Source organism: Citrobacter sp. CK202 (assembly GCF_030333225.1).
GTDB lineage: Bacteria > Pseudomonadota > Gammaproteobacteria > Enterobacterales > Enterobacteriaceae > Citrobacter_B > Citrobacter_B koseri.
The window spans coordinates 520,277-542,187 of record NZ_JAOWGI010000029.1 but is presented as its reverse complement, the minus strand read 5'-3'; the positions used below and the strand labels follow the sequence as shown (position 1 = coordinate 542,187).

General features: G+C 54.9%; 16 protein-coding genes. 5 read left to right on the top strand and 11 right to left on the bottom strand.

Annotated elements, in window-relative coordinates; translation table 11 throughout:
* Positions 1-233: 233 nt before the first annotated feature.
* The 3 genes from mazG to rlmD form a co-directional block, all read right to left on the bottom strand.
* Positions 234-1,025, bottom strand: coding sequence for a nucleoside triphosphate pyrophosphohydrolase (gene mazG, locus OGX84_RS22320; RefSeq protein WP_012134891.1), 792 nt, complete (start codon positions 1,023-1,025; stop codon positions 234-236).
* 130 nt (positions 1,026-1,155) lie between these two features.
* Positions 1,156-3,390, bottom strand: a complete 2,235-nt coding sequence (gene relA, locus OGX84_RS22315) for a GTP diphosphokinase (protein WP_012134892.1) — start codon at positions 3,388-3,390, stop codon at positions 1,156-1,158.
* A gap of 51 nt (positions 3,391-3,441) precedes the next feature.
* On the bottom strand, positions 3,442-4,740 hold the full coding sequence (gene rlmD, locus OGX84_RS22310; RefSeq protein WP_286458407.1) for a 23S rRNA (uracil(1939)-C(5))-methyltransferase RlmD: 1,299 nt from the start codon (positions 4,738-4,740) through the stop codon (positions 3,442-3,444).
* 57 nt (positions 4,741-4,797) lie between these two features.
* On the opposite strand from rlmD, the gene barA reads away from it, so the two are divergent.
* Complete coding sequence (barA, locus tag OGX84_RS22305) at positions 4,798-7,554, top strand: two-component sensor histidine kinase BarA (RefSeq protein ID WP_049009494.1); 2,757 nt, start codon at positions 4,798-4,800, stop codon at positions 7,552-7,554.
* Positions 7,555-7,731: 177 nt separating this feature from the next.
* Here barA and OGX84_RS22300 read toward each other — a convergent pair whose 3' ends face one another.
* The 8 genes from OGX84_RS22300 to syd all read right to left on the bottom strand — a co-directional run bounded on the left by OGX84_RS22300 (position 7,732) and on the right by syd (position 16,227).
* Positions 7,732-8,874, bottom strand: coding sequence for a glycerate kinase (locus tag OGX84_RS22300; RefSeq protein WP_047461590.1), 1,143 nt, complete (start codon positions 8,872-8,874; stop codon positions 7,732-7,734).
* A gap of 81 nt (positions 8,875-8,955) precedes the next feature.
* A complete protein-coding gene (gene gudD, locus OGX84_RS22295; protein WP_024130902.1) occupies positions 8,956-10,296 on the bottom strand; it encodes a glucarate dehydratase in 1,341 nt (446 codons plus the stop codon).
* A gap of 19 nt (positions 10,297-10,315) precedes the next feature.
* Positions 10,316-11,656, bottom strand: a complete 1,341-nt coding sequence (locus tag OGX84_RS22290; protein WP_012134897.1) for an enolase C-terminal domain-like protein — start codon at positions 11,654-11,656, stop codon at positions 10,316-10,318.
* A 2-nt stretch (positions 11,657-11,658) separates the two neighbouring features.
* Complete coding sequence (gene gudP / locus OGX84_RS22285) at positions 11,659-13,011, bottom strand: galactarate/glucarate/glycerate transporter GudP (RefSeq protein ID WP_012134898.1); 1,353 nt, start codon at positions 13,009-13,011, stop codon at positions 11,659-11,661.
* A gap of 456 nt (positions 13,012-13,467) precedes the next feature.
* The gene (locus OGX84_RS22280) at positions 13,468-13,917 is read right to left on the bottom strand and encodes a flavodoxin (RefSeq protein WP_012134900.1); all 450 of its coding nucleotides are present in this window, start codon (positions 13,915-13,917) and stop codon (positions 13,468-13,470) included.
* An 18-nt stretch (positions 13,918-13,935) separates the two neighbouring features.
* Positions 13,936-14,718 carry a tRNA pseudouridine(65) synthase TruC gene (gene truC / locus OGX84_RS22275; RefSeq protein WP_047461581.1) on the bottom strand — a complete coding sequence of 261 codons (783 nt, stop codon included), beginning with the start codon at positions 14,716-14,718 and terminating at the stop codon, positions 13,936-13,938.
* Complete coding sequence (locus tag OGX84_RS22270) at positions 14,718-15,047, bottom strand: YqcC family protein (protein WP_071257913.1); 330 nt, start codon at positions 15,045-15,047, stop codon at positions 14,718-14,720. The genes truC and OGX84_RS22270 overlap by 1 nt, the downstream gene beginning before the upstream one ends.
* 634 nt (positions 15,048-15,681) lie before the next feature.
* On the bottom strand, positions 15,682-16,227 hold the full coding sequence (gene syd, locus OGX84_RS22265) for a SecY-interacting protein (protein ID WP_047461575.1): 546 nt from the start codon (positions 16,225-16,227) through the stop codon (positions 15,682-15,684).
* Between the two features lie 68 nt (positions 16,228-16,295).
* On the opposite strand from syd, the gene queF reads away from it, so the two are divergent.
* The 4 genes from queF to sdaB all read left to right on the top strand — a co-directional run bounded on the left by queF (position 16,296) and on the right by sdaB (position 21,905).
* Complete coding sequence (gene queF / locus OGX84_RS22260; protein ID WP_112001601.1) at positions 16,296-17,144, top strand: NADPH-dependent 7-cyano-7-deazaguanine reductase QueF; 849 nt, start codon at positions 16,296-16,298, stop codon at positions 17,142-17,144.
* 114 nt (positions 17,145-17,258) lie between these two features.
* Positions 17,259-18,623 (top strand): nucleotide 5'-monophosphate nucleosidase PpnN, encoded by a 1,365-nt coding sequence (ppnN, locus tag OGX84_RS22255; RefSeq protein WP_024130903.1) that lies wholly within the window; start codon positions 17,259-17,261, stop codon positions 18,621-18,623.
* Between the two features lie 564 nt (positions 18,624-19,187).
* On the top strand, positions 19,188-20,477 hold the full coding sequence (gene sdaC, locus OGX84_RS22250) for an HAAAP family serine/threonine permease SdaC (protein ID WP_049009488.1): 1,290 nt from the start codon (positions 19,188-19,190) through the stop codon (positions 20,475-20,477).
* 60 nt (positions 20,478-20,537) lie between these two features.
* Positions 20,538-21,905, top strand: coding sequence for an L-serine ammonia-lyase II (gene sdaB / locus OGX84_RS22245; RefSeq protein ID WP_012134908.1), 1,368 nt, complete (start codon positions 20,538-20,540; stop codon positions 21,903-21,905).
* Positions 21,906-21,911: the final 6 nt, after the last annotated feature.

Below are 21,911 nucleotides of genomic sequence, written 5' to 3'. Positions count from 1 at the left end.
CACCAGTGTTAGCTTCCTTCACTCCCCCCAGTCACATCGCATTTCTATGTTCCTGGGGATTCTTTCAGTCGCCGCCTTGTTGCGACTCGAATAACTCGAAGAGGCAGTATACAAGGTGTTTCATCAACATAACGGGAAGAGAAAATAGCCCCTTTGGGGTAAATGTTTTTGACGTAAATCAAGAGCTTGTTATTTAAAAAATCACACAAAACGCCCTTGACTGCCTAAATTCGTTAGAGATCAATTTCCTGGCGTTTTACCTGCTGCCAGACTTCTTCCATTGTTTCCAGATCAACTCCCGTCATTTCCAGGCCTCGCGCCGCAACAATCCGCTCAACTTCACGAAAACGCCGTTCGAACTTTTCATTGGCTTTTTGTAACGCGGTCTCTGCTTTTGTCCCTAAATGACGCGCCATATTGACGGTGGCAAAGAGCAGGTCGCCCATTTCCTCCTCCAGTTTAGCCTGGTCTACGACAGCCTGCCGCGCCTCGAACATGACCTCGTCGATCTCTTCATACACCTTATCGACAACCGGCCCTAACGTCGTCCAGTCAAAGCCGACGTTCGAACAGCGCTTCTGGATTTTTTGCGCGCGCATTAACGCCGGTAAGCTGCGGGGAATATCATCCAGCGCCGAATGCTGCGCTTTCTGCGCGCGCTCTTCGGTTTTGATTTGCTCCCAGCGGGCTAATACCTCGGTACTGTTGTGAGCGGCAACGTCCGCAAAGACATGCGGATGGCGGCGCTCCAGTTTATCGCTGATGGCAGCGCAAATATCATTAAAGTCAAAGCGCCCTTCTTCCTGCGCCATCTGCGCATAAAACACAACCTGAAACAGCAGATCGCCCAGCTCTCCGCGCAGGTCGTCAAAGTCCTCACGGGCAATGGCGTCGAGCACTTCATAGGTTTCTTCAAGGGTATACGGCGCAATGGTGGCAAACGTCTGCTCTTTGTCCCACGGGCAGCCGTTTTCCGGGTCGCGCAAGCGTTGCATGATGCCAAGCAGGCGATCGATTTGATTCATTGGAATATCCTGAAAATTGTCACCAACGTAGGCCGGATAAGGCGACAGCCGCCATCCGGCAACTGGCAATGCCTGATGGCAACGCTGACGCGTCTTATCAGGCCTACAAAGCGTATCCGGCCTGGAAAAATTAATTACCGTGCAAACGACGCGCGTCGATCACATCCGGCACCTGGTTGAGTTTACTGAGAACGCGCCCCAGCACTTGCAGGTTGTAAATTTCGATGGTCATATCGATGGTGGCGAGCTGCTGCCGGGTGTCGCTGCGGCTGGCCACCCCCAGCACGTTTACCTTCTCGTTAGCCAGAATGGTGGTGATATCCCGCAACAAGCCGCTGCGATCGTTGGCCTGAACGCGTACCACCAGCGAATATCCCGCAGAGTAGCTCTCGCCCCACACCGCATCCACGATACGTTCCGGTGCATGAGAACGCAGTTCCACAAGCTGTTCGCAGTCCGCCCGGTGTACGGAAATACCGCGCCCCTGGGTGATAAACCCGACAATCTCATCTCCTGGAATCGGCTGGCAGCAGCGCGCAATGTGGTGCATCAGGTTGCCGACCCCTTCCACCACCACGCGACCATCGTCTTTACGGCGATTCTGCGGGGCGTATGTTTTCTGCTGAAGCTGTTTCAGCGCGGCGGCATCCTGTTCGGCGGCGCTCGGCTTATTAAACTGCGATTGCAGGAAGTTCACCATCTGGTTAAGGCGAATATCCCCGCCGCCAATCGCCGCCAGCAGTTCCTCCAGCTCATTGAAGTTGTAGCGCGGCAGCAGGTGTTTTTCCGCCTCTTTCAGGCTGATGCCCAAATGCGCCAGTTCATCGTCGAGGATTTGCCGCCCGGCGAGAATGTTCTTGTCCCGATCCTGCTTGCGGAACCAGGCGTGGATTTTAGAACGGCCACGGCTGGTCGTCACATAGCCCAGGTTCGGGTTGAGCCAGTCCCGGCTAGGGTTTGGCTGTTTCTGGGTGATGATTTCAATCTGATCGCCCATCTGCAACTGATAGGTAAACGGCACGATACGCCCGCCGATTTTCGCCCCGATGCAGCGATGCCCCACATCGCTGTGGATATGGTAGGCAAAGTCAAGCGGCGTGGAGCCTGCGGGCAGATCCACCACATCGCCTTTTGGCGTAAAGACATACACCCGGTCGTCAAAGACCTGGCTGCGCACTTCATCCAGCATTTCGCCAGAATCCGCCATCTCTTCCTGCCAGGCGATCAGCTTACGCAGCCACGCAATTCTGTCTTCATGGCCCGTGCGTGCGCCCCCGGAGACCGCTCCCTCTTTGTACTTCCAGTGCGCCGCGACGCCCAGTTCGGCATCTTCGTGCATCTGTTTGGTACGAATCTGGATCTCAACGGTTTTACCGCCAGGGCCAAGCACCACCGTATGAATTGACTGGTAGCCATTAGGTTTCGGGTTGGCGACGTAATCATCGAACTCGTCCGGCAGATGGCGATAGTGCGTATGCACAATCCCCAGCGCGGCATAGCAGTCCTGCAAACGTTCAGCCACAATACGCACGGCGCGCACGTCAAACAGCTCATCAAACGCCAGATGCTTTTTCTGCATTTTGCGCCAGATGCTGTAGATGTGTTTCGGGCGGCCATAGACCTCCGCCTTCACACCTTCGGTTTTCATTTCAGAACGCAAATGCCCGACAAACTCTTCAATGTAATGCTCGCGGTCAATGCGGCGTTCGTGCAGCAGTTTGGCAATCCGCTTGTATTCCGCCGGGTGCAGATAGCGGAAGCAGTAATCTTCCAGCTCCCACTTCAGTTGCCCGATGCCCAGCCGGTTAGCCAGCGGAGCATAGATATTGGTGCACTCTTTCGCCGCCAGTACGCGTTCATCTTCCGGCGCGTCTTTAACCTCGCGCAGATGGGCGATACGTTCCGCCAACTTGATGACCACGCAGCGGAAGTCGTCCACCATCGCCAGCAGCATCCGACGAACGTTATCCACCTGCTCGGAGGAGACGGAATCGTTATGCGTCGCTTTCAGCTGACGAATCGCCGCCATATCGCGCACGCCGTGAATCAGATTGACGATCGATGTCCCCACGCTCTCGCGCAGGATATCTTCGCTGACGACATTGGCGTCAGCCAGGGGGAAGAGCAGCGCCGCCCGCAGCGTGTCGATATCCATACTTAACGTAGAGAGGATTTCCACCATCTCCACGCCACGCCACAGCAACAGTTCCGCATCGGGATGTCCTTGTGTCTGTTGCAGGCAATACGCCCAGGTTTCGGCTAAGCGTTCACACGACTGCTGGCTGGAGATACCCAGACTCGCGATCCATTTTTTCGGATCAAACTCACCAGCTTTATTAAGATGTGCACTTCTTACCGCAACCATTGTCCTCTCCTTAAGGGACCAGGCCTACCGAAGTCAGCAAGCCATGACTCATTACAAACACTCAAACAACACCATTGATTCCAGATGCCCAGTGTGTGGGAACATGTCGAGCATCGCCAGCCGCTGAATTTGGTATCCGGCATTCAACAAGGCGTCGCTATCCCGTGCCAGCGTAGCAGGATTACAGGATACATAAACAATACGAATTGGTTTTAACTTTATAATGTGTTTCATCACGCCTGCCGCCCCGGCACGAGCGGGATCGAGCAAAATTTTGTCAAAACCATTTTTCGCCCATTGCTGCTTCGTGACATCTTCTTCGAGATTTTCGTGAAAGAATGTCACATTCTGTAATCCGTTACGCCGCGCGTTTTCCCGGCCTTTTTCCACCAGCGCCGGAACGCCTTCAACGCCCACAACGCTGGCGGCGCGCGTCGCCAGCGGCAGAGTAAAATTCCCCATGCCGCAGAACAGATCCAGAACCCGGTCGTCAGGTTGAATATCCAGCCATTCCAGCGCCCGGGCGACCATTTTCTGGTTCACCCCTTCGTTGACCTGAATAAAGTCGCGCGGGCTGAAGGTTAAGCGTAGCCCGTTTGAATCATACCAGGGCGCCTCCCCGGTAAGCGGTTCAAGTATGTCGCTTTGAGGGGCCAGAAACAGAGACAGTCCCTCAGAATGCGAAAAGCGTTCCAGTTTTTCTCTGTCCGCCGCGCTCAAGGGCGCCGTATGACGCAGCACCATCAGGGTGCCATTCCCCGCCTGTACCAGCTCGACATGGCCAAAGTGGCGGTTTCCTTGCAAACTTTCCAGACACGCCCTGACGCGAGGCAGCAGCGCCTCAAGCTGGGGCACCAGAATGGGGCACTGCCTGACATCCACGATATCGCTGGAGCCCGCCTTGCGAAATCCCATCTGCAATTGCTGAGTTTTAGGCAGATAATTCAAGCTTAAACGCGCACGGCGCCGATAGCCCCACGGCGTATCGGCGATCACCTCGGCGACATCGCATTTCATTAAGCGCGACAGCGCGGCGCTTTTGCTGCGTTGTTGCAGCGCGACGCTGGCATGCTGCTGCTGGCAGCCGCCACAGACGCCAAAGTGCGGGCAGCGCGGCGTTTCCCGTTCCGGGCTATCATTCAGGCGACGCTTAACTTGCGCGCGGGCGAACTGTTTTTTATCTTCAGTAATGACGACGTCGCCCTTTTCCTGGGGCAGTAATCCCGGTATAAACAGCGCCTTTCCATTATGGCGAGCCACGCCCTGACCAAAAGGATCGAGGTCATTGACCGTAACGGTTATGATCTGACGCGTCGTCACGCGTCGTTTTGCAGAGTAGAATTGCGCCATCGACGAGATATTTCTCAATTTAACAGTGTGACCCTAATTGTCCCATAACGGAACTCCATGACCAACTACAGCCTGCGCGCACGCATGATGATTCTGATCCTGGCCCCGACCGTCCTCATTGGTTTACTGCTCAGTATCTTTTTCGTTGTGCATCGCTATAACGACTTGCAGCGTCAACTGGAAGATGCTGGCGCCAGCATTATCGAACCTCTTGCGGTCTCCAGCGAATATGGCATGAACCTGCAAAACCGCGAATCAATCGGGCAGCTCATCAGCGTTCTCCATCGCCGCCACTCCGACATCGTGCGCGCCATTTCCGTTTATGACGAGAATAACCGGCTGTTTGTCACATCCAATTTCCATCTCGATCCGTCAGAAATGCAGCTCGCCACCGGGGAGCCGTTTCCCCGCAGGCTGAGCGTGACCCGCCACGGGGACATTATGATCCTGCGAACGCCGATTATCTCCGAAAGGTATTCACCGGACGAATCCCCCGTAACAGACGCCAAAACGCCGAGAAATATGTTGGGATATGTGGCGCTTGAACTGGATCTCAAGTCCGTCCGCCTGCAACAGTACAAAGAGATTTTCATCTCCAGCGTGATGATGCTGTTCTGTATCGGCATTGCCTTAATTTTTGGCTGGCGTCTGATGCGCGACGTCACCGGCCCCATTCGTAATATGGTCAATACCGTTGACCGCATTCGTCGTGGGCAGCTCGACAGCCGCGTCGAGGGCTTTATGCTGGGCGAGCTGGATATGCTGAAAAACGGCATCAACTCAATGGCGATGTCGCTTGCCGCTTACCATGAAGAGATGCAGCATAATATCGATCAGGCCACTTCGGATCTGCGCGAAACGCTGGAACAGATGGAGATCCAGAACGTTGAGCTGGATCTGGCGAAGAAGCGAGCTCAGGAAGCGGCGCGTATTAAGTCTGAGTTTTTGGCCAACATGTCGCACGAACTGCGCACGCCGCTTAACGGCGTGATTGGCTTTACCCGTCTGACGCTAAAAACCGAACTTAATACAACCCAGCGCGATCACCTCAATACTATCGAACGTTCGGCCAACAACCTGCTGGCGATCATCAATGACGTGCTCGATTTTTCCAAGCTGGAAGCGGGCAAGCTGATTCTGGAAAGCATTCCCTTCCCGCTACGCAGCACGCTGGATGAAGTGGTGACGCTGCTGGCGCATTCATCCCATGACAAAGGGCTGGAGCTCACGTTAAACATCAAAAATGACGTACCGGATAACGTCATCGGCGACCCGCTGCGCCTACAGCAGGTCATTACCAATCTGGTCGGTAATGCCATTAAATTTACCGAAAGCGGCAATATCGACATTCTGGTTGAAAAGCGCGCGCTCAGTAATACCAAAGTACAGATTGAAATCCAGATCCGCGATACCGGCATCGGCATTCCCGAGCGCGACCAGTCGCGTCTGTTCCAGGCTTTCCGCCAGGCGGACGCCAGCATTTCACGCCGTCATGGCGGAACCGGTCTGGGGCTGGTGATTACGCAAAAACTGGTCAATGAGATGGGCGGCGATATCTCGTTCCACAGTCAGCCCAATCGCGGTTCCACTTTCTGGTTCCACATTAATCTCGATCTCAACCCGAATGTGATAAGCGACGCGCCGCCAACGCGCTGTCTGGTCGGAAAACGGCTGGCCTACGTCGAACCGAACGCCACCGCCGCGCAATGCACGCTGGATATGCTGAGCGACACGCCGCTGGAGGTGATCTACAGCCCGACGTTCTCAGCGTTGCCGCTGGATCACTACGATATCCTGCTCATCAGCGTTCCGGTGACCTTTAACGAACCGCTCACCATGCAGCAAGAACGGCTGGCAAAAGCCGCCGCCATGACGGACTTCCTGCTGCTGGCGCTGCCTTGCCATGCCCAGATTAACGCCGAAAAACTCAAGCAAGGCGGCGCGGCGGCCTGTCTGTTAAAACCGCTCACCTCAACGCGTTTACTGCCTGCGCTGACGGAATACTGCCATTTAAATCAGCATGTTGAACCGCTGCTGACGGATGAGAACAAAATCGCCATGACGGTAATGGCGGTCGACGATAACCCGGCCAACCTGAAGCTGATCGGCGCGCTGCTGGAGGACAAAGTCCAGCATGTGGAGCTTTGCGACAGCGGGCATCAGGCGGTGGAACGGGCCAAACAGATGCAGTTTGATTTGATCCTGATGGACATTCAGATGCCGGATATGGACGGTATCCGCGCCTGTGAGCTGATTCATCAGCTTCCGCATCAGCAGCAAACGCCGGTGATCGCCGTGACGGCACATGCGATGGCGGGTCAGAAAGAGAAGCTGCTGAGCGCGGGGATGAATGACTATCTGGCCAAGCCGATAGAAGAAGAAAAGCTGCACAGTCTGCTGTTACGCTATAAGCCGGGGGCCGTGGTAGCAACCCGATTACCCGCCGCTGAATCGACAGAGTTTATCGTCAACCCGAACGCAACGCTCGACTGGCAACTGGCGCTGCGCCAGGCGGCCGGAAAATCCGATCTGGCGCGGGATCTGCTGCAAATGCTCATCGACTTCCTGCCGGAAGTGCGTAACAAAATTGAAGAACAGCTGGTGGGAGAGGCGCCCGAAGGGCTGGTGGATCTCATCCACACGCTGCACGGCAGCTGCGGCTACAGCGGGGTGCCGCGCATGAAAAACTTGTGCCAGTTAATTGAGCAGCAGTTACGCAGCGGCACCAAAGAAGAGGAGCTTGAACCCGAGTTCCTGGAACTGCTTGATGAGATGGACAACGTCGCGCGCGAAGCAAAGAAAATATTAGGATGAGGGGATGCCGGATGGCGACGCTAGCGCGTCTTATCCGGCCTACAGGTGCGTGGCCGTAGGCCTGATAAGCGCAGCGTGACCGGCCTACAGGTGCGTGACCGTAGGCCTGATAAGCGCAACGTGACCGGCCTACAGGTGCGTGACCGTAGGCCTGATAAGCGCAGCGCCATCAGGCAGTTAACGTAAATGTTGCCCCACGTTAAGGGTGGCGGCGATATTGCGCGCAGCCATGCGCACATTTTCTGCGGCATTCTCCAGCGCCTCATCCAGCGTACAGATGGTATAAATCACGCTGAAAACAGCATCCAGCCCATGTTGGTGTACAACACCCACATCCGCCGTCAGGCTACCTGCAATGCCAATCACGGGCTTATTATGTCGTTTCGCGACCTTTGCCACGCCGACAGGCACTTTGCCGTGAATCGTTTGGCTGTCGATGCGCCCTTCTCCGGTAACAACCAGATCCGCATCAGCAACGCACTCTTCCAGATGCAAGGCATCGGTCACGATCTCAATGCCGCGCCGTAACTCCGCGCCGCAAAACGCATATAATGCGGCCCCCAGACCGCCCGCCGCGCCGCCGCCCGCCAGTTCGAATACGTTAATATCCAGATCGCGGGAAATCAGCCGGGCATAGTGCGTCAGCGCGTCGTCTAAGCGTTGAATCATCTCCGGCGTGGCGCCTTTTTGCGGACCAAATACCGCAGATGCCCCCTCTTTCCCGGTCAGCGGATTCGTGACATCGCAGGCGACTTCGATACGACACGCGGCAAGACGTTTATCAATACCGCTGATATCAATCTTTGAGAGCGCTTCCAGCGCCGCGCCGCCTTGCGTAATCTCCTGGTGCTGCGCATCCAGCAATTTCGCCCCCAGCGCCTGCACCATACCGGCGCCGCCGTCATTCGTCGCGCTACCGCCAAGGCCAATAATAATATGTTCCACCCCGGCATCGAGAGCGTGGCGAATTAACTCACCGGTTCCCCACGAGGTGGTTTTTAGCGGATCGCGTAATTGCGGTGGAACCAACTCCAGCCCGCTGGCGGCGGCCATTTCGATAAAGGCCGAACGTTCGTCGCCAGAAAGCCCATAAAATGCCCGCACGCTGTCACCGAGCGGGCCCGTCACGTCAACATCAACAATCCGGCCTGCCGTGGCCTCGACCATCGCTTCAACCGTTCCCTCACCACCATCAGCAACCGGGAGTTTTACGTAATCCGCATCAGGCCAGATTTCACGAAACCCCTCCTCAATGGCGGTCGCTACCTCAAGAGCGCTCAAACTTTCCTTATAAGAGTCCGGTGCGATCACTATTTTCATAAAGCATCCTTACGCATGTTGACTGTACTAAGCATACACCAGGAGAAGAACCGACCCCATGACGAAACCGGTTCAATACAGTCAGCGCACCATGCACGGGCGCTTATTGTCGAATGTCCAGTTCGGGATCAGATACTGCATTCCCATCGCATCATCACGCGCGCCCAGGCCGTGTTGCTGATACAACTCGTGCGCCTTCATCACCTGATCCATATCAATCTCAACGCCAAGACCTGGTTTATCAGGCACCTGCACCATACCGCCTTTGATTTCAAACGGCTCTTTGGTCAGACGCTGATTACCTTCCTGCCAGATCCAGTGGGTATCGATCGCGGTGATCTTGCCTGGCGCGGCGGCCGCCACATGCGTGAACATCGCCAGGGAAATATCAAAGTGGTTATTGGAATGCGAACCCCAGGTCAGGCCGAACTCATGGCACATCTGCGCGACGCGAACAGATCCCTGCATCGTCCAGAAATGCGGGTCAGCCAGCGGAATGTCCACAGACTGCAAGGAGAGCGTATGCCCCATCTGACGCCAGTCAGTGGCGATCATATTGGTGGCCGTCGGCAGACCGGTCGCGCGACGGAACTCCGCCATCACTTCGCGGCCAGAGAAACCCTGCTCCGCCCCGCACGGATCTTCCGCATAGGCCAGCGAGCCTTTCAGGTACTTACCGATTTGGATTGCTTCGTTCAGCGACCAGGCGCCGTTCGGGTCCAGCGTCACGCGGGCATTCGGGAAGCGTTTCGCCAGCGCTACAATGGATTCCGCCTCTTCATCTCCCGCCAGAACGCCGCCCTTCAGTTTAAAGTCGTTAAAGCCATACTTCTCGTATGCCGCTTCCGCCAGGCGGACGACCGCATCAGGAGTCATCGCCTCTTCGTGACGCAGACGATACCAGTCGCATTTCTCATCCGGCTGGCTCTGGTACGGCAGCGGCGTCGCTTTACGGTTGCCGACAAAGAACAGATAGCCAAGCATTTCCACTTCGCTACGCTGTTGCCCCTCACCCAGCAGGGATGCCACGTTAACCCCCAGGTGCTGGCCTAACAGATCAAGCAGCGCCGCTTCAATGCCGGTGACCACATGAATGGTGGTACGTAAGTCGAAGGTTTGTAAGCCGCGCCCGCCCGCATCACGATCGGCGAACTGATGACGCACGGCATTCAGCACGTTTTTGTACTCACCCAGCGTTTTACCCACCACCAGCGGGATCGCCTCTTCCAGCGTCTGGCGGATTTTCTCGCCGCCAGGGATTTCCCCCACGCCGGTGTGACCAGAATTGTCTTTAATAATGACGATATTACGGGTGAAGAACGGCGCATGCGCCCCGCTCAGGTTCATCAGCATACTGTCATGCCCCGCAACCGGGATAACCTGCATAGCGGTAACAACAGGGGTCGTAAATTGTGTACTCATCATTCAGTCCTTATATGAATTAGCGACGGCCGAAAACGGGGCGTTTACGATCAAAAGTCCAGCCGGGGATCAGGTATTGCATCGGGCCTGCGTCATTGCGCGCGCCGCCGGGCAGTTTCTTGTAAGCGTCATGCGCTTTTTGCACCTGCTCCCAGTCCAGCTCCACGCCAAGACCCGGCGCATCCGGCACTGCAATTTTTCCGTCTTTAATTTCCAGCGGTTGCTTCGTCAGGCGACAATCGCCCTCCTGCCAGATCCAGTGGGTGTCAATCGCCGTCGGTTTACCCGGCGCGGCAGCGCCAACGTGAGTGAACATCGCCAGGGAAATATCGAAATGGTTGTTCGAATGGCAGCCCCAGGTCAGCCCCCAGTCATCGCATAATTGCGCCACGCGCACCGCGCCGGAGAGCGTCCAGAAGTGCGGGTCGGCGAGCGGAATATCCACCGCGTTTAACATCACCGCATGGCCCATTTCACGCCAGTTGGTGGCAATCATGTTGGTCGCGACCGGCAGCCCCGTCGCACGACGGAACTCCGCCATCACTTCACGCCCGGAGAATCCTTGTTCTGCGCCACACGGATCTTCAGCATACGTGAGCACATCGTTCAGCCCTTTACACAGCGCGATGGCTTCATCCAGCAGCCAGGCGCCGTTTGGGTCAACCGTGATTCGCGCATCCGGGAAGCGTTTTTTCAGCGCGCGGGCCGTGTCGATCTCCTGCTCGCCGGGCAACACGCCGCCCTTCAGTTTGAAATCTTTAAAGCCGTAGCGATCCTGCGCCGCCTGCGCCAGATGCACAACCGCGTCGCTGGTGAGCGCTTCCTGATGGCGCAGGTGATACCAGTCATGATTGCCCGGCGTTTTTTCGAGATAAGGCAAATCCGTTTTGGTGCGATCGCCCACGTAGAAAAGGTAGCCCAGCACAGTCACCGCATCGCGCTGTTTGCCCGGCCCTAACAGTTCGCACACCGGTACATTCAGCGCTTTGCCCAGCAGATCCAGCAGCGCCGCTTCCAGCGCCGCTACCGCATTCACCCGCAGTTCGAAAGTCCAGGCGCCTTTACCAAAGGTATCAAAGTCGGCAGCCTGATTACCTTTATGCACCTGTTGCACCACTTTATTCAGGCGGGCCACTTCCTGGCCTAAAACCATCGGAATCGCATCCACCAGAGTCTGGTAAATCACCTCGCCGCCGGGCGCTTCACCCACGCCGGTGTTACCGGCGTTATCGGTGAGGACGACGATATTGCGCGTGAAATACGCGTTATGCGCCCCACCGATGTTGAGTAACATACTGTCATGTCCGGCCACCGGAATGACTTTCATATCGGTAATGACGGGACTTGATTGCGTTGTCATATTTATTGTCCTGCTACAGGTTTCAGTTCGATGCGTTTAATATCCCCGACCAGCACGAGGTAACTCAGTACCGCCACCAGCGCATGGACGCCAACGTAAATCAGCGCGCCATTGAACGAGCCGGTCGTGCCGACGATGTAGCCAATCGCAATTGGCGTTACGATGCCGGAAATATTGCCAAACATGTTGAATAAGCCGCCGCTCAAGCCGCTGATCTCTTTCGGCGCGGTGTCCGCCATGACTGCCCAGCCCAGCGCGCCAATGCCTTTACCGAAGAAGGCCAGCGCCATGAAGCCGATAATCATCCATTCGACGTTGACGTAATTACAGAACACCATCACCATCGACAGCAGCATCCCCATCACGATCGGCGTCTTACGGGCGATGTTCAGCGAGCCGGTACGACGCATCAGCCAGTCGGAAATAATGCCGCCCAGCACGCCGCCCACGAAGCCGCAAATAGCCGGGACGGAAGCGACGAACCCCGCTTTCAGAATCGACATGCCACGCGCCTGCACCAGATAAACCGGGAACCAGGTGATAAAGAAATAGGTCAACGCATTAATGCAGTACTGGCCGATATAGACGCCGATCATCATGCGGGAACCCAGCAGTTGTTTGATTTGGCCCCATTTCACGCTAAACGGGACTTTCACCTTCGTATCTTTCTGATCCATATTGATCAGCGCGCCGCCTTCAGCAATGTACTCCAGCTCTTTTTTGTTAACGCCGGGATGCTGGTTTGGTTCATGGATCACTTTCAGCCAGATAAAGCTGATCACGATCCCCAGACCGCCCATAAAGAAGAAGACATGCGACCAACCCACTTCATGGGTCAGCCAGCCCATGATTGGCGCAAAGATAACGGTGGCAAAGTATTGCGCGGAGTTGAAAATCGCCACCGCCGTTCCCCTCTCCTGCGCCGGGAACCAGGCCGCGACGATTCGGCTGTTGCCGGGGAAAGATGGCGCTTCGGCCAACCCGACCAGGAATCGCAGGGTAAACAGCGCCACGATGATGCCAAAACCGCTGAAGATATCCACAAAGCCCTGTAACAGGGTAAACATGGACCAGATAAAGATGGACCAAAAGTAGACACGTTTAGAACCAAAACGGTCGAGCAGCCAACCGCCGGGGATTTGCCCGATCACGTAGGCCCATGAGAAAGCGGAGAACACGTACCCCATGCCTACCGGGTCGAGACCAATATCTTTGGCCATTTCCGATCCGGCAATGGACAATGTGGCGCGGTCGCCATAGTTGAAGGATGTGACGATAAACAGCATCACCACTATCCAGTAGCGGGCATTGGTGCGTTTTTCCGCGCCGCTCACCGCGTGACTTAATGAACTCATTGTTGCACTCCTGAATTTTCGCGTTATCTACGCTCACTCTGAACTGCACAACCGGTAGGGAATCAGAGATGACGTTTCGTGTTTTTTTGCAGCTTTTTATGAGGTCGTTTGCCTTGTGTACTGCATTTTTAATAACTGGCACGAGAAGTATAAAAAGCACACCTCGCACTCTCACCGTGCAACAACACAGTATTTCGGCAGCGTATCACGTATGTTTGTGGCAAAAGCCCAGGGCAATGGAAGCCACTTCACGGAAATGAAAAACGAAGAGGTAAACAGACAGGGTGCGAGAAGCAAAAGAAGAGGAGTGTGAAACGGGTCGCTTGACCCTATGAAAATGCCTCTGAAAACCCTTCCGTATGAAAGGGTTTTAGGGCACATGCCTGATGGCGCTACGCTTATCAGGCCAACAGACTGCGCATGTAGACCGGACGTCGCCATCCGGCTGGGTTTTGCTCAGGAGAGCAATGTTCCCCAGTTTTCGACCCAGGGGTTAGATTCGCTCTCCGGCTCCGGGTGTTCGCTGGCGTCAATCAACAGCATCTCCCCAACACGCTGCGCGCTTTGCTCCTGCAACAGCGCATCGAACTGTTTGCCGCCATTGCAAAAATTAACGTAGCTGCTGTCGCCCAGCGCAATCACGCCGTAACGCAGATTTGGCTGAAAACCGAGATTGTCCTTTATTCCCTGGAACAGCGGCACAATGCTGTCCGGGAGATCGCCCTGCCCCGTCGTCGATGTCACAACCAGCACAACTTTATCCAGATACGGCTGCCAGTCGCTCAGTTGCGGATCTTCAAAGACGGTTGCTTTATGCCCCTGCGCGGTAAGGATCGCCTCGGCCTCTTCGGCAACCAACAGCGAGTTTCCATACATGGTGCCGACAAAAATACCAATTTCCGCCATTAACGTTTTCTCCCTGATTTAAGCCTGATTATTTTCATCCTGCCGGGACAACGCACTAAACTCAACCCTTTCATTCTCAGGGAGAAGTCCGCGCCAGCCAAACTGTGATAACGCCTGCATCCAGACGTCGTCCAGACCGGCGCGCAGGATCAGCGGTTCACCGGTAAAGGGGTGGGTAAGCGTCAGTTGACTGGCGTGCAGCATTAAGCGCTGGCAACCAAAATGCTCTGCGGCGCTGCGATTCTGACGTAAATCGCCGTGTTTGCTGTCGCCGATAATCGGATGGCGTAAATGCGCGAGATGACGTCTGAGCTGGTGTTTACGGCCCGTTTTCGGCTCCAGTTCCACCAGGCCGTAGCGGGTTGTCGGATAACGCCCGGTCGCCACCGGCATTTCGACCGTCGCCAGCCCCCGGTAATGGGTCACGGCAGGCTGCGGGCCTTTATCCTCGCGGGCAAATTTATCGGCAATCTTATCCAGTTCTTCCACCAGCGGATAATCCAGAACGGCCTCATCCATTAACCAGCCGCGCACAATCGCATGGTAGCGTTTCTGAATCTGATGCTGCTCAAACTGCTGCGCCAGCAGGCGCCCCGCTTCGCTGGAAAGCCCCATCAGCAGAACACCGGAAGTCGGCCTGTCGAGTCGGTGGGCGGTAAAGACGTGCTGACCAATCTGATCGCGTACGGTTTGCATCACCACGACTTTTTCATCGCGATCCAGCCAGCTACGGTGAACCAGCCAGCCAGACGGTTTATTCACCGCCACCAGCCATTCATCCTGATAGAGGATTTCCAGCATCAGACGTTATCGCTCGTAAACAGCGCGTCCAGATCCTGCAATGTCGTCAGGATCACCTCGCGTTGAGGATGATCGGCCGTCAGCGCCATTTCATAATACGGCGCGACAGCAAAGGCTTGCGGAAGCGGCTGCGCGTTATCGAGCAACGCGTGCATACGGGGGATCAGCACCCATTGCAGCCATTCAAGCGGTTCCATCGTATCCATACAAAAAGGTTGCGTGCTGGTAAACAGGTGGGCCTGCGGCTCGTCCATCCGCCAGTGATGATGTTCACGCAGCAGGGCTTCCAGCGCGTGGAGTTGCTGGCGCACACGGTCATGAGTCGTCATGAAATTAACCTCAGTGATGAAAAACTGGCGCGAAGGATAGCATCAGTGAAGACGAAATAAAAAAAAGGGAGCACTGTAAAAACAGTGCTCCCGGTTCGTTTCGCAGCATTCCGGCTACTTTTGGTGCTCCCTGCTCATCCGTGACAACTTTTCCTGTGGTCTTGCGACCTGCTCATCCTGAACAATTTGCATCCTGCTCACATCACCCCGATGTGAATCGACTTCATCCTGAAGTATCCTGGCCATCCTGACCCACCGAACATCCTGCCCGGCTCTCGTTCTCCGTCCTGGAGGTGTCCCTTAACGCATCCGGCGTTTTCCACTTTGCTTCATCCTGAAGCCTGTCCTTGTAACACCATCCTAGCGTGTCCTGCTGAAGCGCCATCATCCTGACGTTCGCTTCGTTGTGCGACTCCTTGTCGACAGGTATAGAATCGCCTGTTTCGCCTTGTCTTACAAGACACTTACAGACAATGCCTTAAGGATATTTTCATATGAAAGGCAGGATTGTTAACTCAACTCATTAATATTAAAGGAATTATAGTTAACACCATGAGATAAGTATTCGCTTATTATCTGGCGATCTCTCACAGGGTATGTAAGAGATCTCTCACACGGTGTCTGGCAAAGTGGATTACAGAAGCGGCTTAAGCTGAGTCAGGAATTCCGCAAGAGAGGCAGCCAGAACGGTACGATTGCGCGTTCCCAGGGTCTCTTTGCAAACTTCACCAGAGAGATTACACACCGAAATGACCTCAAGTTCATTTTCCAGCGTGGCGATAAAAAGCGTAGGCGGTAACTTGAGACGCTTCTGCGTGACCAGATGGCCGATCAGGTTTTCCTGAACGCGTCTGAAGTCATCTGCGCTCCATGTTTGCAGCAGCGTCAGCTTTTCATCCGCGAACTGCGCGTACATATCCCCGGCAAATTGCGTGGTGTAAAAAGCATGGACCGCAGGTTGTATCACAATATCAAATGCGCGTTCAACCGCGTTTACATTCGCCTCGCCTTCAAACGGCTGCGGCTGCCAGTAAACGGCATCGCTGGTCGAAGAGATAATGCACGGGGAAGGCACGCCATACAGCTCTTCGCTGAGCGGCCAGCTGTTGTGTTTCTCATGCCATGCGTCGCAATAACGCGTCGTAAATGCCGTCAGGGCTTGCGATGTCAGTTCGTCCACCGATTTCTCTCTTCATAAAAGCCAGGATACACTTGACGCATAGTGTATCTGGTTTATGACGGTGAAACATGTCTTCTTATGAAAACCATCAGGCGCTTGATGGCCTGACTCTCGGAAAATCAACGGATTACCGGGATAATTATGACGCCAGCCTGCTACAGGGCGTTCCGCGCAGCCTGAATCGCGATCCGCTGGATTTAAAAGCGGGCAACCTGCCTTTTCACGGCGCCGATATCTGGACGCTGTATGAACTGTCATGGCTGAACGCGAAAGGCGTGCCGCAGGTCGCCGTTGGTCATGTGGAACTGGACTACACCAGCGTCAATTTGATTGAGTCGAAAAGTTTTAAGCTGTACCTGAACAGCTTTAACCAGACCCGTTTTGACTCCTGGGACGCCGTGCGCCAGACGCTGGAAAACGACCTGCGCGCCTGTGCGCAAGGCGAAGTCAGCGTCGCGCTGTACCGTCTTGATGAGCTGGAAGGGCAACCTGTCGCCCATTTTCACGGCACCTGCATTGATGACCAGGATATCACCATCGATAACTATCAGTTCAGCACCGACTATCTGGAGAATGCCGCCAGCGGCGAAAAAGTCGTGGAAGAGACGCTGGTCAGCCATCTGCTGAAGTCAAACTGCCTGATCACCCACCAGCCGGACTGGGGCTCCATACAAATTTGTTATCGCGGGCGCAAAATTGACCGCGAGAAGCTGCTGCGTTATCTGGTCTCGTTCCGTCATCACAACGAGTTCCACGAGCAGTGCGTAGAGCGCATTTTTAACGACCTTCTGCGTTTCTGCCAGCCGGAAAAACTGAGCGTGTACGCACGCTATACGCGTCGTGGCGGTCTGGATATCAACCCGTGGCGCAGCAACACCGATTTTGTGCCTGCGACGGGCAGACTGGTGCGTCAGTAATCTTTTTTTCTCAATTTTGCGCGCCGGATTCCGCGCGCAAGGTTGTGAAAGGTCATAAGCCAGCGCTATTGTAATCAACAGGGAATGACGTCTTGCGTCCCATAAGGAGTTTACTTGATTACACATATTAGCCCGCTTGGCTCAATGGACATGTTGTCGCAGCTGGAAGTCGATATGCTTAAACGCACGGCCAGCAGCGACTTGTATCAACTGTTTCGTAACTGTTCGCTTGCCGTACTGAACTCCGGCAGTCTGACTGATAACAGCAAGGAATTGCTGTCTCGTTTTGAAAGTTTCGACATCAACGTGCTGCGTCGTGAACGCGGCGTGAAGCTCGAACTGATTAACCCGCCTGAAGACGCCTTTGTGGACGGACGCATCATCCGCGCCTTGCAGGCTAACCTGTTCGCCGTGTTGCGCGACATCCTGTTCGTCAACGGTCAGATTCACAATGCAGGCCGTTTCCAGCATCTGGATCTCGAAAGCTCGGTGCATATTACCAACCTGGTGTTCTCGATCCTGCGCAACGCCCGGGCGCTGCACGTCGGCGAAGCGCCAAACATGGTCGTCTGCTGGGGCGGTCACTCCATTAACGAAAACGAATATCTCTATGCCCGCCGCGTCGGCACCCAGCTGGGTCTGCGTGAGCTGAACATTTGCACCGGCTGCGGGCCAGGCGCAATGGAAGCGCCAATGAAAGGCGCGGCAGTAGGCCACGCGCAGCAGCGTTACAAAGACAGCCGCTTTATCGGTATGACGGAACCTTCCATCATCGCGGCAGAACCGCCTAACCCGCTGGTCAATGAATTGATCATCATGCCGGATATCGAAAAACGCCTCGAAGCCTTCGTGCGTATCGCCCACGGCATCATCATCTTCCCGGGCGGCGTCGGTACGGCGGAAGAACTTCTCTATCTGCTGGGGATTCTGATGAACCCGGCGAATAAAGATCAGGTACTGCCGCTGATCCTCACCGGGCCGAAAGAGAGTGCGGATTACTTCCGCGTGCTGGACGAATTTATCGTGCATACGCTGGGAGAAGACGCCCGCCGTTACTACCGCGTCATCATTGATGACGCCACGGAAGTGGCGCGGCTGATGAAAAAAGCGATGCCGCTGGTGAAAGAGAATCGCCGCGACACTGGCGACGCTTACAGCTTCAACTGGTCGATTCGCATCGCGCCGGATCTGCAAATTCCGTTCGAACCGTCGCATGAGAATATGGCGAATCTGCAACTTTACCCCGATCAGCCGGTTGAAATTCTGGCGGCGGATCTGCGGCGCGCCTTCTCCGGCATCGTTGCGGGTAACGTCAAGGAGGTCGGCATCCGTGCGATTGAGGAGTTCGGGCCTTATAAAATCCACGGCGACCGCGAGATGATGCGTCGCATGGACGACCTGCTCCAGGGCTTTGTCGCGCAGCATCGTATGAAACTGCCCGGCTCGGCTTACATTCCCTGCTACGAAATCTGCGCATAACGCGCAGCGCCCGGTGGAGCACATCCGCCGGGTCAGACGATCGTCCGCTTTCTCAGACCGGGTCTGGTGTTTTCACCGCCCGGTTTTTTCATTGATACCAGTCACATAGTGAAGCTAAGTTTATAAATGCCGCTTATATTTCAAAATAAAAGCATTAATGCGCAAACGTTTACCTTACAATACCAATAGTAATTTATCAGCCGTAATTCTTATTAGTCGCGACAATCCTCCAAAAACATTGTTTTTTATAGCCAAACCTCCGTATATTGCGCCCCGATCTTTTAGGACATATGTCGTTAATGGTAGCCTTCGCGCCCGTAAATTCGCTTTGATGTTTTTTTAACAGATTAATGGTCCAAATTTATCCACATAACAGGTGGATTATTGCATTTGGGATCGCGATCACTGATACATTCATAAGTTAAATGTATCTTTCCGCCCGCAAATTATTACGGCGAAAAATTATATAAAAATCGTCATTAAACGAATTTCATTTTACGGTCAGGTCTTTTTTCATTGGATTAGACCACAAACCTGACTTTTAGCTTCCTCCAGGAGAAACAGATGGAAACCACTCAAACCAGCACTATTGCTTCGATTGATTCTCGAAGCGGATGGCGCAAGACGGACACCATGTGGATGCTGGGCCTTTACGGCACGGCAATCGGCGCGGGCGTATTGTTCCTGCCAATTAACGCAGGCGTCGGCGGTATGATCCCGCTGATCATCATGGCGATTATCGCTTTCCCGATGACCTTCTTCGCACACCGTGGCCTGACTCGCTTCGTGCTGTCCGGTAAAAACCCTGGCGAAGACATCACTGAAGTGGTTGAAGAGCACTTCGGTATTGGCGCGGGTAAACTGATCACCCTGCTCTACTTCTTCGCGATTTACCCGATTCTGCTGGTTTACAGTGTGGCGATTACCAACACCGTGGAAAGCTTCATGACCCACCAGTTGGCCATCACCCCGCCGCCGCGCGCGATTCTGTCTCTGATCCTGATTGTCGGCATGATGACCATCGTGCGCTTCGGTGAGCAGATGATCGTTAAAGCGATGAGTATTCTGGTATTCCCGTTTGTTGCGGCCCTGATGCTGCTGGCCCTGTACCTGATCCCTCAGTGGAGCGGCGCAGCGCTGGAAACGCTCTCCTTTGATTCCGCTGCCTCTACCGGCAATGGTCTGTGGATGACGCTGTGGCTGGCAATTCCGGTAATGGTGTTCTCTTTCAACCACTCTCCGATCATCTCCTCCTTCGCGGTCGCGAAGCGTGAAGAGTACGGCGATGCGGCTGAGAAGAAATGCTCTAAGATCCTGGCATTCGCTCACATCATGATGGTGCTGACCGTTATGTTCTTCGTCTTCAGTTGCGTACTGAGCCTGACGCCAGCAGACCTGGCGGCAGCGAAAGAGCAGAACATCTCTATTCTGTCTTACCTGGCGAACCACTTTAACGCGCCAGTTATCGCCTGGATGGCGCCGATCATCGCGATTATCGCCATCACGAAATCCTTCCTCGGCCACTACCTGGGCGCTCGTGAAGGTTTCAACGGAATGGTTATCAAGTCTCTGCGCGGCAAAGGCAAATCCATCGAAATCAACAAGCTGAACAAAATCACTGCGCTGTTCATGCTGGTTACGACCTGGATTGTCGCCACGCTGAACCCAAGCATCCTGGGAATGATCGAAACCCTGGGCGGCCCAATCATCGCGATGATTCTGTTCCTGATGCCGATGTATGCCATCCAGAAAGTCCCGGCAATGCGTAAGTACAGCGGCCACATCAGCAACGTATTCGTTGTTGTTATGGGTCTGATCGCTATCTCCGCTATTTTCTACTCCCTGTTCAGCTAAGTTTTGTAGCGCCGCTTTCGGGCGGCGCTTCCTCCCTGAGATTTAAGCAATGGATGCCCTATGATTAGCGTATTCGATATTTTCAAAATCGGCATTGGCCCTTCCAGCTCTCACACCGTCGGGCCAATGAAAGCAGGCAAACAATTCACGGATGATCTGATTGCCCGCAATATCCTGACCGATGTCACCCGCGTCGTGGTGGATGTCTATGGTTCACTGTCGCTGACCGGTAAAGGTCACCACACTGACATTGCCATTATTATGGGTCTGGCGGGAAATCTGCCGGATACCGTCGACATCGACGCCATTCCGTTCTTTATTCAGGACGTGAACACCCACGGACGTTTACTGCTGGCGAATGGTCAGCATGAAGTGGAGTTTCCGGTCGATAAGTGCATGAATTTCCATGCCGACAACCTGTCTCTGCATGAGAACGGGATGCGTATTAGCGCGCTGGCGGGCGATAAGGTCCTCTACAGCCAAACTTACTACTCCATTGGCGGTGGTTTCATCGTTGATGAAGAACATTTCGGTTTGTCGAACAGTGCGCCGGTCAACGTGCCGTATCCGTACAAATCCGCTGCCGATCTGCAAAAACACTGCCAGGAAACCGGTCTGTCGCTTTCCGGCCTGATGATGCAAAACGAGCTGGCGCTGCACAGCAAAGAAGAGCTGGAACAGCACTTTGCCAACGTCTGGGAAGTGATGCGCGGCGGTATTGAACGCGGCATCACGACGGAAGGCGTACTGCCGGGTAAACTGCGCGTTCCACGTCGTGCCGCGGCGCTGCGTCGTATGCTGGTCAGCCAGGATAAAACCACGACCGACCCGATGGCGGTTGTCGACTGGATCAACATGTTCGCGCTGGCGGTCAACGAAGAGAACGCGGCGGGCGGGCGTGTCGTGACTGCGCCAACCAACGGCGCATGCGGCATCGTTCCGGCGGTACTGGCGTACTACGACAAGTTTATCCGCGAAGTTAACGCCAACTCACTGGCTCGCTACATGCTGGTGGCCAGCGCGATCGGCTCTCTGTACAAGATGAACGCCTCCATTTCCGGTGCGGAAGTGGGCTGTCAGGGTGAGGTCGGCGTGGCCTGCTCTATGGCGGCGGCGGGTCTGGCAGAGCTGCTGGGCGGCAGCCCGACACAGGTGTGCATCGCTGCGGAAATCGGCATGGAGCACAACCTGGGTCTGACCTGCGATCCGGTTGCAGGCCAAGTACAGGTGCCGTGCATTGAGCGTAACGCGATTGCCTCCGTGAAAGCGGTCAACGCCGCGCGTATGGCGCTGCGTCGTACCAGCGAGCCGCGCGTGTGCCTTGATAAAGTTATTGAGACCATGTACGAAACCGGTAAAGACATGAACGCCAAGTACCGTGAAACCTCTCGCGGCGGCCTGGCGATGAAGATTGTCGCCTGCGATTAAGTCCTA